Raw genomic sequence first — 19,476 nt, 5'->3', positions numbered from 1 at the left:
TAGTGTTTGATACCTTAAAAAATATAACTCAAATTTACCAATAGTCATAACCCTGAACCTGGTTGATTGGCATCGACGAGGAAATTACCATGAATGGGGCGTTTTCACAGTTTTACCTGAATCCAAAGGATTTCGGGATGCGCTACGAATCAGTTACCAAAACCGTCCCGGTATCTTTGCCCGTCAGATTATTATGTCACAAATGCCTTATGTAAGCGGTTCATTGAGGTAGAGGAACGCCACAGCGCCCAGGGGAAGAATAAATTCCCATAAATCTCGACGCTGTTCGTCCCCAATTGCAAGCGGCATACGATGATGGGATTCTTTCCTGTACCATAGTTTTTCTGCACGCTTACCGCTACCCAAAACATGAGAAGCGGGTGGCAAGTATAGCAAAGGAAATAGGATTTATCCAAATCTCAGTATCCCACGAAGTCAGCTTGTTAATGAAAAGAGTTAGTTGAGGATGTTTATTTGTCGCCGCGTCTCTAATGAAAATGATTGAGGTAAGCTGTTATGCATTTAATTTGCACTATAGCAATCCGCGCAGGATTTATGAAAAATCTTAAGTATTGTAGGGTGGGCAGTGCTTACCGTATTTTGCCCACTACATCCGGGTTTTGCGTTCGCACTGCCCTCCGCAAGCGTGTCGTTCAAAAATCTGCACAGGAGTCCTATATTTGGGCGGGCAAGATGCCCACCCCACAAGAGTTTTATTTAAAAATAGTGTGCAAATTGTAAGATTTTCAGCTTATGAAGCTTATGGACTATACTTTTCTGCTCCTGTAGGTTCTCTAATTAAAGCTGATGGAAGCCGCATCCCACTTTACTATGCGGAAATCAAAATTATTAAAGGGACAAATATATACCATGTTATTCCACGCACAAGACATCGCGGCACAAATCAATAATTGGGAATTTATAGAGTTATGGGTAGACGCCATTGTTTTCCCACCTCGTATTCTCATGCTAGTAAGTAATAAGCAGGGTAATTCTTGTATTTACGATCCAGCCGCTAATTATAAACCAATTTTTTCAAGTTCGACCTACAACGAGGCTCATTCATGGCTACTTGAAGATGAATATGAGCGAGTTGACGGTAGGCTGTTAGCTGAGGAAATAGTCTGAGTTTGTACGAACATTCGAGAATTGCTTTTTCCTCTTATTTACGACAATAAAAAGTAGATATTGCAAGAAAAAATGGAAATATCGAATACTAGTCCTCAAGCAGAAAACCAAAAACTACAGGCTTCACAGATAACTGCACAGAGCAACAAAATAAGCCGACGTGAGTTTATGAAGTTGCCAATAGAAGAACGGCGACGGATTCTAGCACAACAGGCAGTGGAAATGTTACTACATTACCAGCAAGATAAAGAGTGGCAGGAATTACAAACGGGAGACTTGATTGATTACTAGTTCTCCTTCTCCCAAGCGGGGTGAAATCTGGCTTGCTACTCCCTTCCCCGCCAGAAGAATACCTATTTTTTAACCGCAGAGACGCAGAGGACACAGAGAGAGGAGTAAATTATTACAGGTAATCTTAGACCACCAAAGGGAGTAATTTTGACCCGACACTGGGAGCAAAAATTAAAAAATCGTCTGTCGTAGAGTATTTTTGATAAATTGTATATCGTAAGTAGAAAGCGATCGCTCTTTTCAGAAAATTTTATTATAAAAATTTATACGTGCGGTTCTAGGGCGTTCGCTCTTGATTATGAGGTGAAAATATGAATGCCTATTTTTATTTTTTCCTCTATTTAAGACTGATTCAAAGCTTCATAAATTACTTGCTCAGACCTGTTATAATCATGAATTCATTTAAGTATAACTTTCTGAAAATATTGAACATCGATTAAACTTATTTCCGCATTGTGCATTATTGAAAAAGTAAATTTTTCATCAAAGCAGTGAGCGAAACTTCACGCATACGCGCCAATGCCAAATATTCTATGCGTTGTGCTTGCAGTTTTTCTATCTCTTCATTCAAATTAATGAACAACAAGATTCCCGACTTTTTAAAGAAGTCGGGAATCTGAGTTAATGGATTTTCAAAAATCCTACTTAATAAAAAGACAGTAAACTGCTTCGTTTAGAACAAGTTAACATCGCCTTTACCACTTTTTATGTCAATAGAAAGATTAATTCGTCTCTTACCGCAAACATAATTAAGGGGTGTAAAACATAAAATAGGAGAAAACCCGGTGACTGACGAGTTGAAAAAAGGCGATCGCGTGAAGTGGAATACCTCGCGAGGAGAAACCACTGGTGAGGTGGAAAAGAAACTCACCTCACCCACAGACATTAAAGGGCATCATGTCGCCGCCTCAGAAGATAACCCTGAGTACTTGGTTAAAAGTGACAAAACCGGAAAAGAAGCGGCTCACAAACCTGAGTCTTTAGAGAAAATTGAGGAGTGATGAACATTATGAGTAAAGATGTCAAATCAGTCATAGACGAGTTCAACTCCTCAGTTAACATGACAGCAAAGGAACTGAAAGATTGGCTAGAAACTGAGGACTCTCAATCTGTTGGACAAAAGGAAGGAGACGATGAATCCATCGGACATAAATCCGGGAAACACATTGTCGAACTATTGCAAAAGAAAAAAGATGACTACACTGATGATGATTTAGCACACATGAAAAAAGTCGTCAGTTACATTCATCGCCATTCAGCACAGCAACCTGATGGCGATGTTGAACATACACGCTGGCGCTACTCGTTAATGAATTGGGGACATGACCCGTTAAAATAAAAGATAATTTTAAACCCGTAGTAGCGCTTCTACTCTAAATTGATGCATTTAGTCAATTTCAGACTTCATTAGGCACCATTTTTAGGATAGACGCGCAACTACAATAGACCGAAAATGTAAATAAAATTATTCAAGACAAAAAGTTTAAAAAACTCTCTTTGGGTAGAGGTAAATGGCGTAGGTAATTGTTAATTTCCTCAGCAGCCGCTAGCCCAGAGAGCATTGCACCTTCCACAAGATTGCCGCCACACCAATCACCACAACATATCAAAGGTAGAGAAGAGTTAGCAGGTAAACAAGCTTGCTGCAAAGGACGGCTAGGAAATGCATATCGCCAGCGATGTACTTGCATCCATTCGGGAGTATCTAACCAAGAAAGCAGCAACTCAGATGCACGTTGCAATAGATACTGTCCAACTGGGTGTAAATCCTGGGTTTGATCATGACGCTGAGCAAAAGCAGCGCTACTTTGCACCACGAAAACGGGTTGTTCAGGGTTTGGGCGTTTGCTGCTATCTAAGCCAATCCATGCTAAATCAGCATCATCCACAAAATTAAGGGCTTTCCAATGTGGAAGTGGTTGGGAAGTGGAAGGATATCCGGCAATAACACTGAGGCAAGGGTAGAATTCTACAGAACGCAGGTTATTCAGAAATGCTGTGCCTAGTAGAGTTTCCCCTAAGGGTTCCAACAGCATTAAAGCTTGTGGTGCAGGAATGGCGACAACTACGGAAGCAGCTGTTAATTCTTCGCTGCTGGATTCTAAAGTCAGACGCCAATTGTTTTCCGGGGTAGGAGTGATGGCTATGACACGCTGATTCAGCAAGATTTCTAAATCTTGAGCCAGAAATTTGGCAATAGCACTCATTCCCGCAGGGGCAACATATCGAGGAGTGGGGGGTGAGGTGTTGGCAATAGTAAGCCCTGAACCAGATTTGAAATCGTAAACCGTATCTGCCCAGACTTCGAGGACATGACGTTGGTGTAACAATTTAATAAAACGTCCTAAAAGTTCGCCTTTTGGTTTGAGGTAGCACGCCCCATGATCCGCGCAAGTGCCATATAATCGGCGTGTGGCGACTCGTCCTCCTAAACCACGGGATTTTTCTACAATTCGTACGGAATATCCAGCTTGAGTTAATTGCTGGGCGCAAACTAAAGCCGCCATGCCGGCACCAATTACTGCAACGTCAGTCATTAGTCAAAGAATAAAGAATATAAGGACAAGTGACACGACTACTTATGAGTCCAGAAAGCTAATAGTAGAATAAGGTACAGAAAAAGCTGTATGGAAGGGAGGAAGGGAAATTGGATGAACTAAGGGCGGTATTAGAGCTAGCAACCGAGGAAGAATTGCAGGATTTGACGGCAATTCTGTTTAGTCGTAAGTTTAATCCCCTAGATTATGTTCACACACCAGAACCGATAGACGTGCAAAGCCAAGGTCGCAAAGCGTGGTTAGATGCACTAGAACAGCGGTTTCGCTTTTTGGCAGCAGATGGGATGACAGTCTTACGGGGACGCACGAAGCAGGTGACTTACCGACAAGCGCTGATTCAAGTGTGTAAGTATTTGAAAATACCTTATTCTAGTGAACTGACAACAGTTGATTTAGAAGCTGAGGTGTTTTTGCACCTTTTGGGACACGTATGGAAAAAATTGCCGGCGAAGGATAAGCAAAAATTGACCGTGCGGATACAGCGTCAGCTTGCTAAAGCAGAATTAAGTCAACCGCTACCACTGACATTGCAGCGAGATCCCCTAGGATTACTTTTCAAAGGCGGTAGCGCCCTCGCTGTCACCTCTGTCGTCCAGCCATTGTTGCTCAAACAAATCGCCAGTCAATTTGCGCTGCATTTTGCGACATATCAAGTTGCCAAAGAAGCAGCGATTCAAGGTTCTGGGATGGCTGCGAACCAGTTTCAAAACTATGTCGCAGCGCAGATGGCAAAACGGGGTATGGCTGTTAATGCGGCTCGATATGGGGTAGCTCGCAGCGTGTTTGCTGTTGTAGGACCAGTGATGTGGGGTTGGTTTTTTGCAGATTTGGGATGGAGAGCGATCGCCACTAACTACGGTCGGATCATACCTACCATATTCGCCTTAGCTCAAATTCGTCTGACTCGTGCTGAATGTTGGGAGCCTGCTTGAAAACAGCTTTTCGTCATCCCAAACCTAGTTTGCAATCCTTGTGGAACTACGCCCAACTGGGACTGCTCATCTTCCCACTGACTCCATTTTTTGGAGCTGTGGGTATAGTTTTGGCATCGCTAGGAACTTGGCTTGCTCAATATCGCACAATCATTAGCCGCCCCCTTAACTGGGGGTTTGCTCTCCTGAGTGTGTTGCTGATCATCACCGCTGGCTTTGCCTATGACAAGACGGCGGCGTTCCTAGGTTTATTTAATTTCTTACCGTATTTTATAGTTTTTGCTGGCTTCAGTGCCCTGATTCAGACTCCTGCACAATTGCGGCAATTGTCTTGGATTTTGGTGTTCAGTTCCCTACCAGTGGTAATTCTTGGATTTGGGCAGCTGTTTTTAGACTGGTCTTTTAAGATAAGAATTTTGTGGTTTGTCGTGGAATGGGACATAGAACGTGGAGGACAACCACTAGGTCGCATGGCTTCCATATTCATGTACGCCAACATCTTGGCTGGTTATTTGATGATAGTTTTTATCCTAGGGTTAGGGTTGTGGGTGGAAAGCTATCGACGTATGAGGGAGATAAGGGGAATGAGGGAGATAAAGGACATAACTTCCTCATCCCCCTCATCCTCCTCATCCTCCTTATCCTCCTCATCTCCCCATCTCACCTTGCTCTTCCTGACTGTGGCGGTGATTGCCAATTTCGTGGCATTAATTTTGACTGACTCGCGGAATGCTTGGGCGATCGCTATTGTTGCTTGTTTAGCTTATGCGCTTTACGAAGGCTGGCGGATTCTTGTAGCTGGTGTCGCTGGTATCGCCACTAGCGTACTTTTGGCTGCTTTTGCTCCTTCACCTGTGGCTCAATTGTTTCGTAAGGTCGTTCCTGCTTTTTTCTGGGCACGGTTAAACGACCAAATGTATCCTGACAGACCGGTAGCGTTACTCCGCAAAACACAGTGGCAATTTGCTTTGTCTTTGACTGGGCAGCGTCCTTGGACTGGTTGGGGTTTACGCAACTTCACTCTACTTTATCAAGCAAAGATGGACGTTTGGTTGGGACATCCCCACAATTTGTTTTTGATGGTATTTGCTGAAACTGGGTTTCCCACCGCTCTTTTATTTTGTGGCTTACTCGTTTGGATATTTATTGCAGGTGTCCAACTATTGCGAAAGTCACAACATATAGAGGAGGCAGAAGATAAATTGATATTTTTCAGTTATCTTCTGGTTTTTGTATGCTGGGTGCTATTTAATACAGCAGATGTCACCTTATTCGATTTTCGCTTAAATACACTCTCGTGGTTGTTATTTTCTGCAATTTCTGGAGTTGCATATCGCTACAACCAGTACGAAAGGCTTCAGGTTAGATAAAAACTTGCTGTGCAGTAAGAACGCAGCTTGGACATCGCCATAAATAAATGATGCTGTTGGCGAATTTATAGAATGTGAGGATTAAACAATTTCTGTTACCACTCTTAGAGAGTTATAGCTAGATTAGAGACATTAGGCTGGTGATGAAGCAGGTGCTAGATGCTGCAAGCAGAACAATTGTTACAAAATCGTTACCAACTCCAATGCCTACTTGGTAACAATGGAATTCGCCAAACTTGGTTAGCATTGGATTTACAGGCTCCTGATGTACAAAAGAAGCAAGTTGTAGTTAAAATTCTTGCTTTTGGCGGTGCTGTACAATGGGACGACCTCAAACTGTTTGAACGAGAAGCACAAATTCTCCAACAACTCAATCATCCCCGCATTCCCAAGTATGTTGATTACTTTTGTATTGATGACCAGACACTCTGGTTTGGCTTAGTGCAAGAATATATCCCTGGTGAGTCTCTCAAGGAATTGCTAGTTCTTGGTAAAAGGTTTACACAAAAGCAAGCGCGGAAAATCGCTGTTGAAGTTTTAAATATTCTCACGGTTTTACATGAGTTAAATCCAGTTGTACTGCATCGGGATATCAAGCCGAGCAATTTAATTTGGGGTGAAGACGATAACATTTATTTAGTTGATTTTGGCGCAGTTCAAGATAAAGCCGCAAAGGAGGGAGTTTCCTTCACTGTGGTCGGAACTTATGGTTATGCGCCAATGGAACAATTTGGCGGTAGAGCAGTTGCTGCATCGGATCTCTACGCGTTGGGAGCCAGTTTGATTCATCTGTTAACTGGTACTTCGCCCTCTGATTTGCCTCAGCGCGGTTTGCGAATTCAGTTTACTGACCGAGTCAACCTCAGTCCGAGTTTTGTCTCCTGGTTGGAAAAAATGACCGAACCCGCACCAGAGCAACGCTTTGCCACAGCTCAGGAAGCACTCATTGCTCTCAAGTCTGGTCTGACTACCAAAAAGCAATCGCAAGTTCCAGAAGTGATTAATAATTCTGGCTGCGGTATAAATAATATGACAGAACAAATTCCCGATGAAATTCAAGGATGGAATTGGGGAGCATTTCTGTTACCTTGGTTGTGGTTGTGGACTAACCAAGTGTGGGTTGGTTTGTTCTGTTTTGTACCGCAAGTTGGTTGGATAACGACGATTGCACTTGGTGCTAAAGGCAATGAATGGGCTTGGAAAAGCAGACGCTGGCGCAGCATTCAACACTTTAAAGAACATCAAAGAGGTTGGGCGATCGCCGGGCTTCTTGTAGGCGCACCCATCAGCATTATTTTGTGGCTCGCCGCTCTTGGTTTGCTCGGACAAGCATTTGGTTGAAAACCCAACTGTGTAGAGACGTAGCATGCTACGTTTCTACATTAAACAAGAGTGCAAAAGTCAATTTTATGAAAAAAAAACCACAGATGGACACAGATGTAGGCGTAAGCCGTGCCGTAGGCTACACTAGTTATTTATCTGCGTTTATCTGAGTGCATCTGCGGTTCTAAATATCCATTAATCATACTTTTGCAAGAAGTTTATTGATTAATCCTTGACAGCAATGCCTACAGGACAAGCAACGTTTGTCCCCCCTAACCCACAATAGCCATTGGGGTTTTTCGCCAGATACTGCTGATGGTAATCTTCTGCGTAATAAAACTCAGGAGCATCCAGAATTTCAGTACTAATCTTTCCATAACCTGAGGCGGTTAGGGCTTGCTGATAAGCGTCCCGCGAGGCTTCTGCTTGGTTCCTTTGTTCTTCTGAATACACGTAAATCCCTGAACGGTACTGAGTACCCACGTCGTTACCTTGACGCATTCCTTGGGTGGGATCGTGGTTTTCCCAGAAGACTTTGAGTAATTCAGAATAACTTATGACCTCCGGGTCAAAGACGACAAGCACCACTTCATTATGACCTGTGCGTCCGCTACACACTTCTTTATAGGTGGGGTTGGGCGTTATTCCAGCCGCGTAACCCACTGCTGTGCTGAAAACTCCCTCAAGTTGCCAGAATTTACGTTCTGCACCCCAAAAGCACCCCATGCCAAAAACCGCCACTTCCATACCTCCTGGATATGGGGGCTTGAGTGAATTACCGTTCACATAGTGACGCTGAGGTACTGGCATTTCTTCTGCCCGTCCTGGCAAAGCTTCCTCAGGAGTGGGTAGGGTTAATTTTTTACCAAATCCGAATAGTACCATTGATTTTTACTTTGATTTCTCATAAATACGTTTACCTTACTTAACATTGTAAATATTTTGGAATCTATTTGTCCTATATTGTCAACTTCCAGCACGGAAAATCTCTTCAGCCATCAGTTTTAACTCCAGAGAATTTTCCAAACAGGCAAGGAGCGTGCAACTATCGGTTAACTGAGATCTTGTAAGAGTTGCAACAGTGAGGAGGCTCAGCCTCCAAACCCTCGTTACCAGGTTGAACTTAGTAACGAGATATTAGAGCCTCTGGCTCTTGTTGCGTGGAAGATCTGAGTTAATGAACTAGTGTTCATCTGTGTCCATCTGTGTCCATCTGTGGTTTTTAACATCTATTCATCATGCTTTTGCAAGAATTTACTCAATAATTCAATTTTTGACTACCCAATTGCAGATTGCCGTTATAAAGGAAGACAAAGGGGGATCATCCTAAACCGGAGCAGGCTCAGAAACAACCGCTACACACGCATGTACTAAAGGTAACAATGGACCAAGTTGCTCTTGCCCATTAACAGCTAAATCACTATGACATAGATAAACTCTTTGGGACACACGGGAAAGCAAATCTGCCAGAATTGTTCGTAGTCGTTGTTCTTCTGCCGATTGTTCATCTTCTACTGTCCAAGGTGCGCCCCGCCTTTCTTGAAGAAAGAATGGCGCACCGAACAAAGTTGCTGCACCGCCTTTTGCCCACAAAGGCGAACCCGCATCCAACCAGAAATGCCAACGGTGCGATCGCCTGCTTGAGCGATACTGGAAGATAGTAGCCAATGTGACAGCGTTTGCTTGAGGTCCTAGAGGACGAACAGGGTATGGGTTGGCGGTAATGGTGCCACGCCGCAGCAGTTGTATGAACTCGGCAATTGTTTCATGTGATGACTGAGAAACATTTCTTCTCTGGGCGTCTTTGTGTTCTCGCGTTGCCGTGTCCGTATATGTATGGGTTTGCCGCAATCTAGTATCAATTTCCCAGTAGTGTTGAGCAGTTTCCAGTAATTCCCGCAGTGCTGCCAATTGGTCATAAGCGAGATTGCTGCCATTCCACAAAAAGCGCTGAATTGCCCTGTCTAAAAGAGAAATGGGGCTGGGTATCAAACGCATCTCCTGCTGCGCTCTCTGCTCTTCTAACCACTGCAATATTTCACTATAAGCCGTAGTAGCTGCATATCCGAGTCTATCCCAACGGTCAAAGGCTGTTACGGGCAGCAAATTGGGTTTATCTGGATGCGGCACAAAGCAGTAATCTGCTATTAATCCCGCCCTGACGGGGTCAATGTGCGGGAATGAGGGAGATGGGGGGGATGAGGGAGATGGGGGGGATGAGGGAGGGAGGGAGATGAGGGAGTGAGGGAGGGAGGGAGATGAGGGAGATGAGGAAGATGAGGGAGAAACTTCTAATTTTGAATTTTGAATTTTGAATTTTGAATTTATTTCTTCCCCTGCTTCCCCTACTGGAGAAACTCTGCGACTCAACACAACCAACATCTGGGCTACAGCATCTCGATCCACTAAGCGTCCCAAGCCAGGATAAACGAAGGCAAGGACGGTGAGCAATCCTCTGATGATAGGCGAACTTATCAGGGGGCGTTGGTCGTTGAGAGGCTGTACTGGGATATTTTGCTTGGTGAGGATTTCTGTGAGGGTGTAACGGGCGATCGCATCCAAACCTGGTGCAATGATCGCCACTTCGTTCGGCTGTACACCCCCAAGTTTTACGGCTTTAACAATCACCTCACCCGTTTGCCGTAATAATTGAGCGCGGGAGGTTGTTTGAATTGCCTGCACTGTCTGTGGTAAGCTCAAGCCAAATGTCTGTTCTGTAATCAGCTCCAACATTGGTGTCGTTAAGCTATCGGAAAGACATGAAAAAGCAGGCTGAGTTAAAGTTTCTTGCTGACAAACTGTTGATAGTCCTTCCAAGTAGTTGGGGTCGGCTCCGAGTCCCAAACGCACCACACTATCAGGATTGTAGCTAAACGCTGCAACTGCACTGCCCTTTAGGAGCAACTCAAATAGATGACGCGATAGGGCAGGGTAATCTTGCACGTCATCAGCCAGCAATGCCTGATAGCGTTTTGTGAGCTGTTGCTGGTAAATCGGGTTTGGTAACAGGTATGTGCCGTAAAGTTCGGTAATAATTCCATATGTCAGGAATCCCCTTTGCAAACACCAGTTACGCCAATTTACTAGCAAAGATCCTATAAATTCTGGTTCTAGGTTTATGTTATTCTCGTCTTGTGCTATGGCATTTACCAAAACATTGCCAATTCTCTCACAAGCTGTGCCACTGTAAGCCGCTAATTGCAGTAAATCCAAGATGCGGCGTACCAATCGGTACTCATTCTCTCCCGCGCGACGCAAAGTTTCCTCGTCCAATTGGGAACGCCACAGCTTCGTTGCTAGTTCCTGTTCAGTTTCTGGACGCAGTCGTACTGGAAATTGCGCCTTCAACTTCAACGACTCAATCAGCAAAGGCCAAAATAAAATAACTTCATCCTGAATAAAACCTAAAGGTGTCTTGCAACGTACTGGATATTTTCCCTCAGTTGCCGTGACAATTCTATCCGCCAAATCTCGGCGATTTTCGTCATTAGCAGCCAAAGCTAAGACCCCTGGTTCTGTTTGATGAAGATACAAGCGTTTTAGTATAATCTCGCTATTTTTTTGTCCTCGATTTTTCGTATAATATGACTCTTTAGCGCCACTTTCACTGAGTACCCAATTACAGAACTGCTTCACCAAGCGAGCAGTCTTACCGCTGCGGCTAGGTCCTGTTATCCAAAGGAAATCAGAATTCACAAATTATCTCCTTGGAGATTTGTTAATATACTTCGTACGTTAACTTATGTTTAAGACTCTTAAAACAATGCTGGATTATTGCCTACAATGATTAGTTCTGTTTTTCGTCAAAAAATATACCCCTTTTTAGTAAGAGCTTACCAGTGGTACTTACGCACATCAGAGCGTTCTCTGGATCAAGCTTACACAGAGGCATTGCAGATTAAGGCGATAGAAGACGAACATTTTAATGGTAATAAAATAGACTTTGACTCAACCAGGTATAGCCGCAGTGTTATGGATTATTTTGAGTCAGACGTCAAAAAACACTTGAAAATTATCCGAATGCGGCTAACAGAGTTTAAGGCAAGTCGTTTGTTTCTGAACGATAAGAATGAAAAAGCCGCAAGGGAATTTGGTATAGAGTATCCGCACCTTTCCTTGATTCTAGAAAAGCTCAAATTCATTGATGAAGTCACAGGAAAATATAAATTTGACGAAATTCATACCAATGATTCAAAAGTTGCAAACAATAGCTTAACAATAGTAGAACCCTCAAGAAATCAATTAAAACAACCAAATTTATCAGTCCCAAAATTAAATAGTCAATCAGTTACAAGTAAAACAAATACAACAGGAGTCCTACCGCGTTCGATTTTTAATACCTTTACTCGTCTGCAAATTGAGTTAGATCCCAAAGCAGAACAAGATGTTGTTAAAAATTTCCGTACTACACAAAGAAGAACAATAATATCTGTTAGATTTATTCTTCTGCTCATCATAGTTCCTATTCTGACTCATCAATTGTCAAAAGCCTTGGTTGTAGGACCAATTGTTGACCGATTCTTTGATAGAAATTCTGAAAAAACGACAGTTTTCCTCAATTATGAAATGGAAGAGGAAGCACTACAAGAACTAGAAAGATTTGAAGAAAGAATAAAATTTAATAACTTACTTGGCACTAGCGAATTACTGTCTCCTGAGCAACTGGAAAGTGAGGTAAAAACAAAGGCTCGTGAGATTGCTGAAGAGTTTCGTGGCGCGAGTTCTAATGCTATTAAAAACGTTTTTGCAGATATATTGTCGGTCGTGACTTTCACCTGGCTTTTACTCACTAGCAAACGAGAAATCGCGGTACTCAAAGACTTCTTTGACCATGTCGTCTATGGTTTGAGTGATAGTGCCAAGGCATTTATTATCATTTTGTTCACGGATATTTTTGTCGGTTTCCACTCTCCTCATGGTTGGGAAGTCATTCTAGATGGGATTTCGCGCCATTGGGGATTACCAGCAAATCACGATTTCATTTTCTTATTTATCGCCACGTTTCCGGTAATTTTAGATACGATCTTCAAATACTGGATATTCCGGTACTTAAATCGCATATCGCCTTCTGCTGTTGCTACATATCACAACATGAATGAGTGATGAAATGGGTTAGTGGTTAATCGTTAAGGGTAGGATGTAGGCAATTTTTATCACACCCTACACTTAATAAATAATCACCAGTAGCCAGCCACTAACTCTCAATGTATGAAAAAGACACTTGCAGCCATCTTCATTAGCCTTCCTATAGTTCCTGCAATCCTGTTATTACCTATGCAACCTTTGGGGCATTTAGCACTGAGTAGGTTGGAGTGTAGGGTGACAAAGTGGGAATTACCAGTATCCTCTCAAACACAATTACAGGATAGCAATGTTCAACAGCAAGCAGCGCAACCTCCATTGCTACCTATCCAAAAGCCACCGTTTCCTTGTTGCAAGGGCGATAGTTCGTGTCTCGATAACCAATTATGGGGCGAAAACGGTCAAGCACCAGATAAAAAGGCTTTGTTGGCGGCTGTTGAGAAAAGTTTACAATATCTGTTTTCTAGCAACGCAGCTGCGGCGTATCAACGGTATCAGGTGGGGGAAATTACAAACGTTGATGTGATCAAAAGTTTGCAAAGATTCCGGGAACTGGTACTTAAGTCTAAATCAGCCGCCGAACTTAATGCAGCGATCGCCAAGGAATTTGTCTTTTATCAGTCGGTGGGGAGAGACAAGAAAGGTTCGGTGTTGTTTACCGCGTATTATGAACCAATTTATGCTGCTAGTCGCGTTCCCACAGCAGAATATCGCTATCCTGTTTATCGCTTACCACCTGACATTGACTCATGGCAAAAACCTCATCCTACACGCTTGCAACTAGAAGGAGCTGATGGTTTGCAAGGATCAAAAGGTCGGTTGCGCGGGTTAGAGTTGTTTTGGTTTCGCGATCGCCTCGAACCATACCAAGTGCAAATTCAAGGTTCGGCTAAACTTCAGCTTCCTGATGGGACTCAAACAACAATAGGTTATGCCGGTAACACCGCTTACAACTACAAGAGCATTGGGCGAGAACTGGCGAACGATGGTAAGTTACAGCTTGAAGGTCTGACTATGCCCAAGATCCTCGACTATTTTCAAAAGTATCCACAACAGTTAAATGTTTATATCCCTCGCGATCCCAGCTTTGTGTTTTTTCAAGAAAACCATGGTGCGCCAGCACAAGGTTCGATTAGAGTACCGCTGACACCAGAACGCTCAATAGCAACAGATAAATCCCTTATGCCCCCTGGTGCTTTGGCGTTGATTCGCGCTCCTTTCCCTTTTGTCAATAATTTTTCCGGACAGATGGAGCATCGTATTGTAAGTAGATATGTTCTTGATCAAGATACTGGAGGTGCGATTAAAGGCGCGGGAAGAGTAGATTATTTTCTAGGTTCTGGTAAAGTGGCGGGCGATCGCGCTGGCGTGACTGTTAGTTATGGGCAGTTATATTATTTATTACTTAAAAAATGAGGAATAACGAAGAACAATTTCATCCTTGTTAAGGATAGGAACCTTGCCTGTTTCGCTAGATCATTGAAAACAACTATAAAAGTTCTGCGCAAGGAGACTTTGTTTGTTTACCGATGACTTTAGTCATTGGTTGTCCAAAAATATCACATCTATAATAAAGGGGCAACCATATTTATATATAAAATTTAAATTAATTATTTAAACTTATGTTTATATAATTGATTCATAATTTTCATAAAATTCATACAATGAATAGGGTATTTTAATTTTTTTCATAGATTAATGCTACAATAGCCAACTCCTACTACTGTTATAACTTTCAGTTCTAAGCACTGTTTAAGCTTGTGAAAATTAAATAAAGCTAACATGATATAATATCAAGTTTGCTTAAAATCTCAGTCTAAATAACTTTAGTTTGAAGCTGGAACTACAAAAATTTCTCTGGCGTCATACGTACCTGGTGTTAGCGATCCAACCAAATCCGGCTCATCTTTGCCAAACGACAAAATAGTGCCAAAGCGAGTGTACGTTTCCCAGGGTTGGCAATTTTACGAATTATTGTATGTAAATCTGAAATACTGTCCTTTCAGTTTGTATGTAAGTATATTCCTACCGATGTGAGATACAATACTTATTTCTCACAATATATTAATTACGTTAATCACGGGGTTTTAAAGTGTTCAGAATATTAGTTGATGCTGACTTAGTATTAGAGGCTTTAATGAATCGTAACGGGTGTGTCGCAGAAGTCAGCGAATTATTAGATAGAGTGCATCCGTTGATTCAAATGTATGTAACAGATCTTGGTTGGCAAAAAATATATACATATGCAAGCCGTTTGCGAAATACAAAGATTGCTGAGATAGTCCTTAATTGGTTGCAAGAAAAAATCCAAATTTGTACTGTAGATCAGAGTATTATTCAGCAAGCCCGCTCTTCACCTATTAAGGATTTTGAATCTGCTGTAGAGCTAGTTTGTGCTACTGATAAACAATTAGATGCAATTGTCACTCACAACAACGATGATTTTGCCGAAGTACCAAGTAAGTTTTGGGTTTGGTCAGTCGCAGAATTGTGGGTGCGTGCCAATTTAGAAAACCAACTGCGTACAACTAAGTCTATTTCTTAGCAATTGCAAATATAGGGCTTCTCGTTTTAATGAAGTACTAATTTATTTGTGTAGCCTCCGGCACGGCTTACGCCTACATCTGTGTCCATCTGTGGTTCCTATTTCCTGATGTGATGTATTGCAACTCAACCCCCGAACCACTATATGACTTACAGACACGCAAAGCCAAGCCTGAAACTCCGACTCAAGAAGCACAAAATGAATAAAAGCAATATTGACAACTATGTCATTTGATAGCTGTATACAAATTAAAAAAGCAACAAGTTATATAGCGTTTTTCAATGATTAGACCACAAATGGTAGGGTGGGCATTGCCCGTAAAAATCCATGTGGTATCGATTTGAGATATTGGTGAGCAGTGCCCAGCTTACAGAAAATCGCTCTCCAGCAACGTAACTAAGTAAGCACGAAAAAAACTCTAAGGAATTCGTTCAAATTAGGGGTAGCAAACCTTTCATGATTTTTTTCCAAAAGACTTTCAATTCAGGCTTGCTACACAATTGACCACATCATGCTACTGTACGCTAACATCCATACTGTACTTCAAAGCACCATTGCCACTGTTTTGTTGGGTGACATTCGTGCCAGGACCACTGAGTTCTACGCTGACGGAAGATGATGGAGGATTATAACGGGCTGAAATTTCAACCTTTTGTTCTCCAACCGAAAGATAAGGTGACAAATCAATATTGACGTTTTTGTCGTTGCTGATTTGTTTAACAACTTTACCATTAACAGTAATCTCACCTGTCATTTGAGCGCCTGATGTATTGATGCTCAAGATATGGGGTTTACTGAGATTAGCCGCACTTAGAGTGAGTGAGCTTTTTTGATATGCGAAGGAATCACCCGAACTAGAGTGCTGGCTAGTAAATGTCCTAGATCTATTCATATCACTACTACTACCTGATGAAATAACAACGGAAGAATCTTGGCTGCTTTCGTCTTCATCGTCGTCTGTGGGAACAACAAAAGAATCTTGGCTGCTTTCGTCGTCACTGTCGTTTGTAGGAACAACAACAGAGGAAGTGCTGTGTCTGCTGTGTCTGCTGTGGCTGTTACCACCGTCTGTCTGAATAACAACAGAGGAACTGCTCTGGTTGCTGTGGCTGTTACCATTGTCTGTCTGAACAACAACAGAGGAAGTACTCTGGTTGCTACGGACAAAAGTTTGTGCTACAGCTGTGCTTACAGTTACAAGAACTAGGCAACCTGCAAGAATCACTAATTTACTCATGATGACATAACCAGATTTAGGAAACAGCAGGTACCAGGGCAAACCAACTGATTTATTTGTTTGTTAAATTTCCTCTACCTGCTGAATGCTGAAAAAAGAAGTTGGGCGAAAAGAAAAATTTGAGTTAGTGCTGTGAACTTAACAAAAAAAATTCGCCAAAGAAAAGTTGTCCCTAGCAATGAAGCCGAAGTTCCCGCCTGCTAGGGACTTCGGATAGCTGAAATTACTGGTGAGCAGTTTCTAGGACTATGTTACCTAGTACCTAAAACCTAGGTGCTCTTGGTGATTTAACGTGTACGGGAACGTTGACATCAACTTCAATGTTTTTTACAGGATCATAACCCTTGCGGTTACCACCTTGAATGCTTTGGTTGACAGTGCGACGTTGTTCGCAGCGACCATTATTCACACAAACTTGGGTTGCTGTACTAGTAGCACTGTTACCGCTACAATTTGGACTAAATTGGCGATTAACTCTTGTAGATTGCTGTGCTTCTCTAGAAATCGATATTTGTGTTCCAGCACTAACACCTACACATCCTGCTGATGCAGAAGGGGTTAAGGAAGGAATAAACAAGGGGGATACAGCCGTCAGAGAGAACAAGCCGAGAGAAAGTAATTTGGATTTCATGTATGCATCCTTAGAATTATTGACAAGTTGTTGTAGTTGTGGAGCTGTAAGTACTATTTCCGCGATTAGAGCCACTGCGTACAGTGCTGTTTTTAACTACTCTTCTGCCGTTACAAATGTTTTGTGTTGTGCGAGGATATCTCAAACTCCGGAGACGCCGTTCTAGAGTGCTTTGTTGAATCTGCCTTCTAGAACTAGGTAAACGCGAAGGATAGGTGGTTCTGTTAGTAGGACTTCTCCTAATGGTGATACCACCGTCCTGATCGATTGTTACCCTGCTGTTACTACCTTGAACATAAACGTCATTGTCATTGTCATAGTCATAGTCATTGGCAATAGCAATTCCAGCAGGTAATCCAATCAGCGCAGAGAGTACTACTACTAATGAAATTATTTGTCTGGCAGGCATGGCTTAATTCCTCTCTTCGTAAAAAACAACCGACTTTTACATAGCAAGCTAGGAAATCGGTAAAACCTCTGTTAACTCCTCACCTATAACACACCACCGCACTGCGAACAGACACTGGCAATTTTTTGCAAGCTGGTGAGTCATTTGGCGTTGCTTTGTTAATACAGAAAGCAACGCCCAATGGTTGATTAGCCGGAACCCTCATGTATCTCGGAAGTTAAACTCATCAGAAGTTTGGCAGATGTGTAGCCCAACACGAACAGTCAATTGAAACAGCAAAAACACAGACTAGTACAGCACGGCTTAACGGGGGGAATAACGCACTTTATATTGTCTATTTTGTTGCCGCTGCTCGCTTCGTTGAGAAGCATACTGGTCAACAACACTGTTGTCGAAAGCGGCACCATTTTGGTCTATGCGCTGATTGGCATTTTGTCTTCCAGAATTGGGGTAACCCGCTCTTTGCTGAATGCTTCTTTGATCAGCTTTCTGATTGACTCGGCTATTTTCACCACCAACAGCAGCATTTTGATTAATTTCTTGCCGAGTAACGGCTTCGCCTGCGAAAGCTGCAGTTGGCATTATCATCACAGCAGCAGCTAGGAGAGCCAGGCTATAGGTTTTCTTCACCATACTATTTTTGTCTCAAATTATGATTGGATTGAGCAAACAGAACTGGCGTTGCTTGAATAGGAAAGAGGTTCACTGATAGCAAAGATTCAACAACGCCTTTGTACGAAATCAATGATGATTAGCGACGACCAGCATTTTGGCTCTGGTTGTTGTTGGTGCGACCGACTTGGTCAGTGTTAGAACCATCGGTTGCCGCACCATTTTGAACAGTACCTTGGCGAGCATCTTGACGTTGGTTAACTTTGCCACTGCTACCGTAACGCTGACCGTAGCGGCCGTAGCCAGGGCGAGAGTTTCTCTGATTTTGCACTTGGCGGCTGTTGGTTGTCGAAGTTTGAACTGTAGAACTACCGTTGACAGCAGCACCATTTTGCTCAGTGTATTGGTCAACGCTTTGTGATTGACCTGCGAATGCAGCGGTGGGAGCAATCATCAAACCAGCAGCCAGCAAACCGAAAGCGATAGATTTGTTCAACATTTTGATGGACCTTGTTAGTTGTGTGTGTGTTGTGAAAGTTATGTGTTGTAGTCAGGCAAGGGCGTTGCGTTTATACCTTTGACTGTGCAACGCCTTTGCACGAAATCAATGATGATTAGCGACGACCAGCATTTTGGCTCTGGTTGTTGTTGGTGCGACCGACTTGGTCAGTGTTAGAACCATCGGTTGCCGCACCATTTTGAACAGTACCTTGGCGAGCATCTTGACGTTGGTTAACTTTGCCACTGCTACCGTAACGCTGACCGTAGCGGCCGTAGCCAGGGCGAGAGTTTCTCTGATTTTGCACTTGGCGGCTGTTGGTTGTGGAGGTTTGAACCGTAGAACTACCGTTGACAGCAGCACCATTTTGCTCAGTGTATTGGTCAACGCTCTGTGATTGACCTGCGAATGCAGCGGTGGGAGCAATCATCAAACCAGCAGCCAGCAAACCGAAAGCGATAGATTTGTTCAACATTTTGATGGACCTTGTTAGTTGTGTGTGTGTTGTGAAAGTTATGTGTTGTAGTCAGGCAAGGGCGTTGCGTTTATACCTTTGACTGTGCAACGCCTTTGCACGAAATCAATGATGATTAGCGACGACCAGCATTTTGGCTCTGGTTGTTGTTGGTGCGACCGACTTGGTCAGTGTTAGAACCATCGGTTGCCGCACCATTTTGAACAGTACCTTGGCGAGCATCTTGACGTTGGTTAACTTTGCCACTGCTACCGTAACGCTGACCGTAGCGGCCGTAGCCAGGGCGAGAGTTTCTCTGATTTTGCACTTGGCGGCTGTTGGTTGTCGAAGTTTGAACCGTAGAACTACCGTTGACAGCAGCACCATTTTGCTCAGTGTATTGGT

At 42.9% G+C, this 19,476-nt stretch carries 22 protein-coding genes; 12 read left to right on the top strand and 10 right to left on the bottom strand.

What is annotated here, in order from left to right:
• The first annotated feature begins 296 nt into the window (after positions 1–296).
• The 6 genes from ACM0OZ_RS02675 (at position 297) to ACM0OZ_RS02650 (ending at position 2,758) form a co-directional block, all read left to right on the top strand.
• On the top strand, positions 297–464 hold the full coding sequence (locus tag ACM0OZ_RS02675) for a hydantoinase/oxoprolinase N-terminal domain-containing protein (RefSeq protein ID WP_414581290.1): 168 nt from the start codon (positions 297–299) through the stop codon (positions 462–464).
• Between the two features lie 264 nt (positions 465–728).
• Positions 729–911 carry a DUF6972 family protein gene (locus ACM0OZ_RS02670; protein ID WP_414581453.1) on the top strand — a complete coding sequence of 61 codons (183 nt, stop codon included), beginning with the start codon at positions 729–731 and terminating at the stop codon, positions 909–911.
• On the top strand, positions 832–1,128 hold the full coding sequence (locus ACM0OZ_RS02665; protein WP_414581289.1) for a hypothetical protein: 297 nt from the start codon (positions 832–834) through the stop codon (positions 1,126–1,128). The genes ACM0OZ_RS02670 and ACM0OZ_RS02665 overlap by 80 nt, the downstream gene beginning before the upstream one ends.
• Positions 1,129–1,200: 72 nt before the next feature.
• Positions 1,201–1,419, top strand: a complete 219-nt coding sequence (locus tag ACM0OZ_RS02660; RefSeq protein WP_414581288.1) for a hypothetical protein — start codon at positions 1,201–1,203, stop codon at positions 1,417–1,419.
• A 785-nt stretch (positions 1,420–2,204) separates the two neighbouring features.
• A complete protein-coding gene (locus ACM0OZ_RS02655) occupies positions 2,205–2,420 on the top strand; it encodes a DUF2945 domain-containing protein (RefSeq protein WP_041035528.1) in 216 nt (71 codons plus the stop codon).
• 8 nt (positions 2,421–2,428) lie between these two features.
• The gene (locus ACM0OZ_RS02650; protein WP_414581287.1) at positions 2,429–2,758 is read left to right on the top strand and encodes a DUF3140 domain-containing protein; all 330 of its coding nucleotides are present in this window, start codon (positions 2,429–2,431) and stop codon (positions 2,756–2,758) included.
• Between the two features lie 130 nt (positions 2,759–2,888).
• Here the strand turns inward: ACM0OZ_RS02650 and ACM0OZ_RS02645 are convergent, their stop codons facing one another.
• The gene (locus ACM0OZ_RS02645) at positions 2,889–3,956 is read right to left on the bottom strand and encodes an NAD(P)/FAD-dependent oxidoreductase (protein WP_414581286.1); all 1,068 of its coding nucleotides are present in this window, start codon (positions 3,954–3,956) and stop codon (positions 2,889–2,891) included.
• 110 nt (positions 3,957–4,066) lie between these two features.
• Here ACM0OZ_RS02645 and ACM0OZ_RS02640 point away from each other — a divergent pair, with 110 nt between their 5' ends.
• From ACM0OZ_RS02640 to ACM0OZ_RS02630, 3 genes are all read left to right on the top strand, one after another.
• A complete protein-coding gene (locus tag ACM0OZ_RS02640) occupies positions 4,067–4,909 on the top strand; it encodes a YaaW family protein (protein ID WP_414581285.1) in 843 nt (280 codons plus the stop codon).
• Positions 4,891–6,279, top strand: a complete 1,389-nt coding sequence (locus ACM0OZ_RS02635; RefSeq protein WP_414581284.1) for an O-antigen ligase family protein — start codon at positions 4,891–4,893, stop codon at positions 6,277–6,279. The genes ACM0OZ_RS02640 and ACM0OZ_RS02635 overlap by 19 nt, the downstream gene beginning before the upstream one ends.
• 159 nt (positions 6,280–6,438) lie before the next feature.
• Positions 6,439–7,620 carry a serine/threonine protein kinase gene (locus ACM0OZ_RS02630; RefSeq protein ID WP_414581283.1) on the top strand — a complete coding sequence of 394 codons (1,182 nt, stop codon included), beginning with the start codon at positions 6,439–6,441 and terminating at the stop codon, positions 7,618–7,620.
• A 207-nt stretch (positions 7,621–7,827) separates the two neighbouring features.
• Here the strand turns inward: ACM0OZ_RS02630 and msrA are convergent, their stop codons facing one another.
• Complete coding sequence (msrA, locus tag ACM0OZ_RS02625; RefSeq protein WP_414581282.1) at positions 7,828–8,487, bottom strand: peptide-methionine (S)-S-oxide reductase MsrA; 660 nt, start codon at positions 8,485–8,487, stop codon at positions 7,828–7,830.
• A gap of 441 nt (positions 8,488–8,928) precedes the next feature.
• Positions 8,929–11,298 carry a recombinase family protein gene (locus ACM0OZ_RS02620; protein ID WP_414581281.1) on the bottom strand — a complete coding sequence of 790 codons (2,370 nt, stop codon included), beginning with the start codon at positions 11,296–11,298 and terminating at the stop codon, positions 8,929–8,931.
• A gap of 87 nt (positions 11,299–11,385) precedes the next feature.
• Between ACM0OZ_RS02620 and ACM0OZ_RS02615 the strand changes: the two genes are divergently transcribed.
• From ACM0OZ_RS02615 to ACM0OZ_RS02605, 3 genes are all read left to right on the top strand, one after another.
• Entirely contained in the window at positions 11,386–12,705 is a 1,320-nt protein-coding gene (locus tag ACM0OZ_RS02615) for a proton extrusion protein PcxA (RefSeq protein ID WP_414581280.1), read from the top strand.
• Positions 12,706–12,810: 105 nt separating this feature from the next.
• A complete protein-coding gene (locus ACM0OZ_RS02610) occupies positions 12,811–14,100 on the top strand; it encodes a murein transglycosylase A (RefSeq protein ID WP_414581279.1) in 1,290 nt (429 codons plus the stop codon).
• Between the two features lie 676 nt (positions 14,101–14,776).
• Positions 14,777–15,229 carry a PIN domain-containing protein gene (locus ACM0OZ_RS02605; RefSeq protein WP_414581278.1) on the top strand — a complete coding sequence of 151 codons (453 nt, stop codon included), beginning with the start codon at positions 14,777–14,779 and terminating at the stop codon, positions 15,227–15,229.
• 514 nt (positions 15,230–15,743) lie between these two features.
• Here ACM0OZ_RS02605 and ACM0OZ_RS02600 read toward each other — a convergent pair.
• The 7 genes from ACM0OZ_RS02600 to ACM0OZ_RS02570 all read right to left on the bottom strand — a co-directional run.
• Positions 15,744–16,466 carry a hypothetical protein gene (locus ACM0OZ_RS02600; protein ID WP_414581277.1) on the bottom strand — a complete coding sequence of 241 codons (723 nt, stop codon included), beginning with the start codon at positions 16,464–16,466 and terminating at the stop codon, positions 15,744–15,746.
• 262 nt (positions 16,467–16,728) lie between these two features.
• Positions 16,729–17,097, bottom strand: a complete 369-nt coding sequence (locus tag ACM0OZ_RS02595) for a hypothetical protein (protein ID WP_414581276.1) — start codon at positions 17,095–17,097, stop codon at positions 16,729–16,731.
• Positions 17,098–17,113: 16 nt separating this feature from the next.
• Positions 17,114–17,506, bottom strand: a complete 393-nt coding sequence (locus ACM0OZ_RS02590; RefSeq protein ID WP_414581275.1) for a hypothetical protein — start codon at positions 17,504–17,506, stop codon at positions 17,114–17,116.
• A gap of 303 nt (positions 17,507–17,809) precedes the next feature.
• Complete coding sequence (locus ACM0OZ_RS02585; protein WP_414581274.1) at positions 17,810–18,139, bottom strand: hypothetical protein; 330 nt, start codon at positions 18,137–18,139, stop codon at positions 17,810–17,812.
• 118 nt (positions 18,140–18,257) lie between these two features.
• Positions 18,258–18,617: a hypothetical protein gene (locus tag ACM0OZ_RS02580; protein WP_414581273.1), complete on the bottom strand. Its 360-nt coding sequence runs from the start codon at positions 18,615–18,617 to the stop codon at positions 18,258–18,260.
• 115 nt (positions 18,618–18,732) lie between these two features.
• A complete protein-coding gene (locus ACM0OZ_RS02575) occupies positions 18,733–19,092 on the bottom strand; it encodes a hypothetical protein (RefSeq protein ID WP_414581273.1) in 360 nt (119 codons plus the stop codon).
• A gap of 115 nt (positions 19,093–19,207) precedes the next feature.
• A partial coding sequence (locus tag ACM0OZ_RS02570) for a hypothetical protein (RefSeq protein WP_414581272.1) occupies positions 19,208–19,476 on the bottom strand: 269 nt, incomplete at its 5' end.

This window comes from Scytonema sp. PCC 10023 (genome assembly GCF_963920835.1).
Taxonomy (GTDB): Bacteria; Cyanobacteriota; Cyanobacteriia; order Cyanobacteriales; family Nostocaceae; genus Kalymmatonema.
Note: the sequence above shows the minus strand (reverse complement) of the source record. Positions and strands in the feature narration are given on the sequence as shown.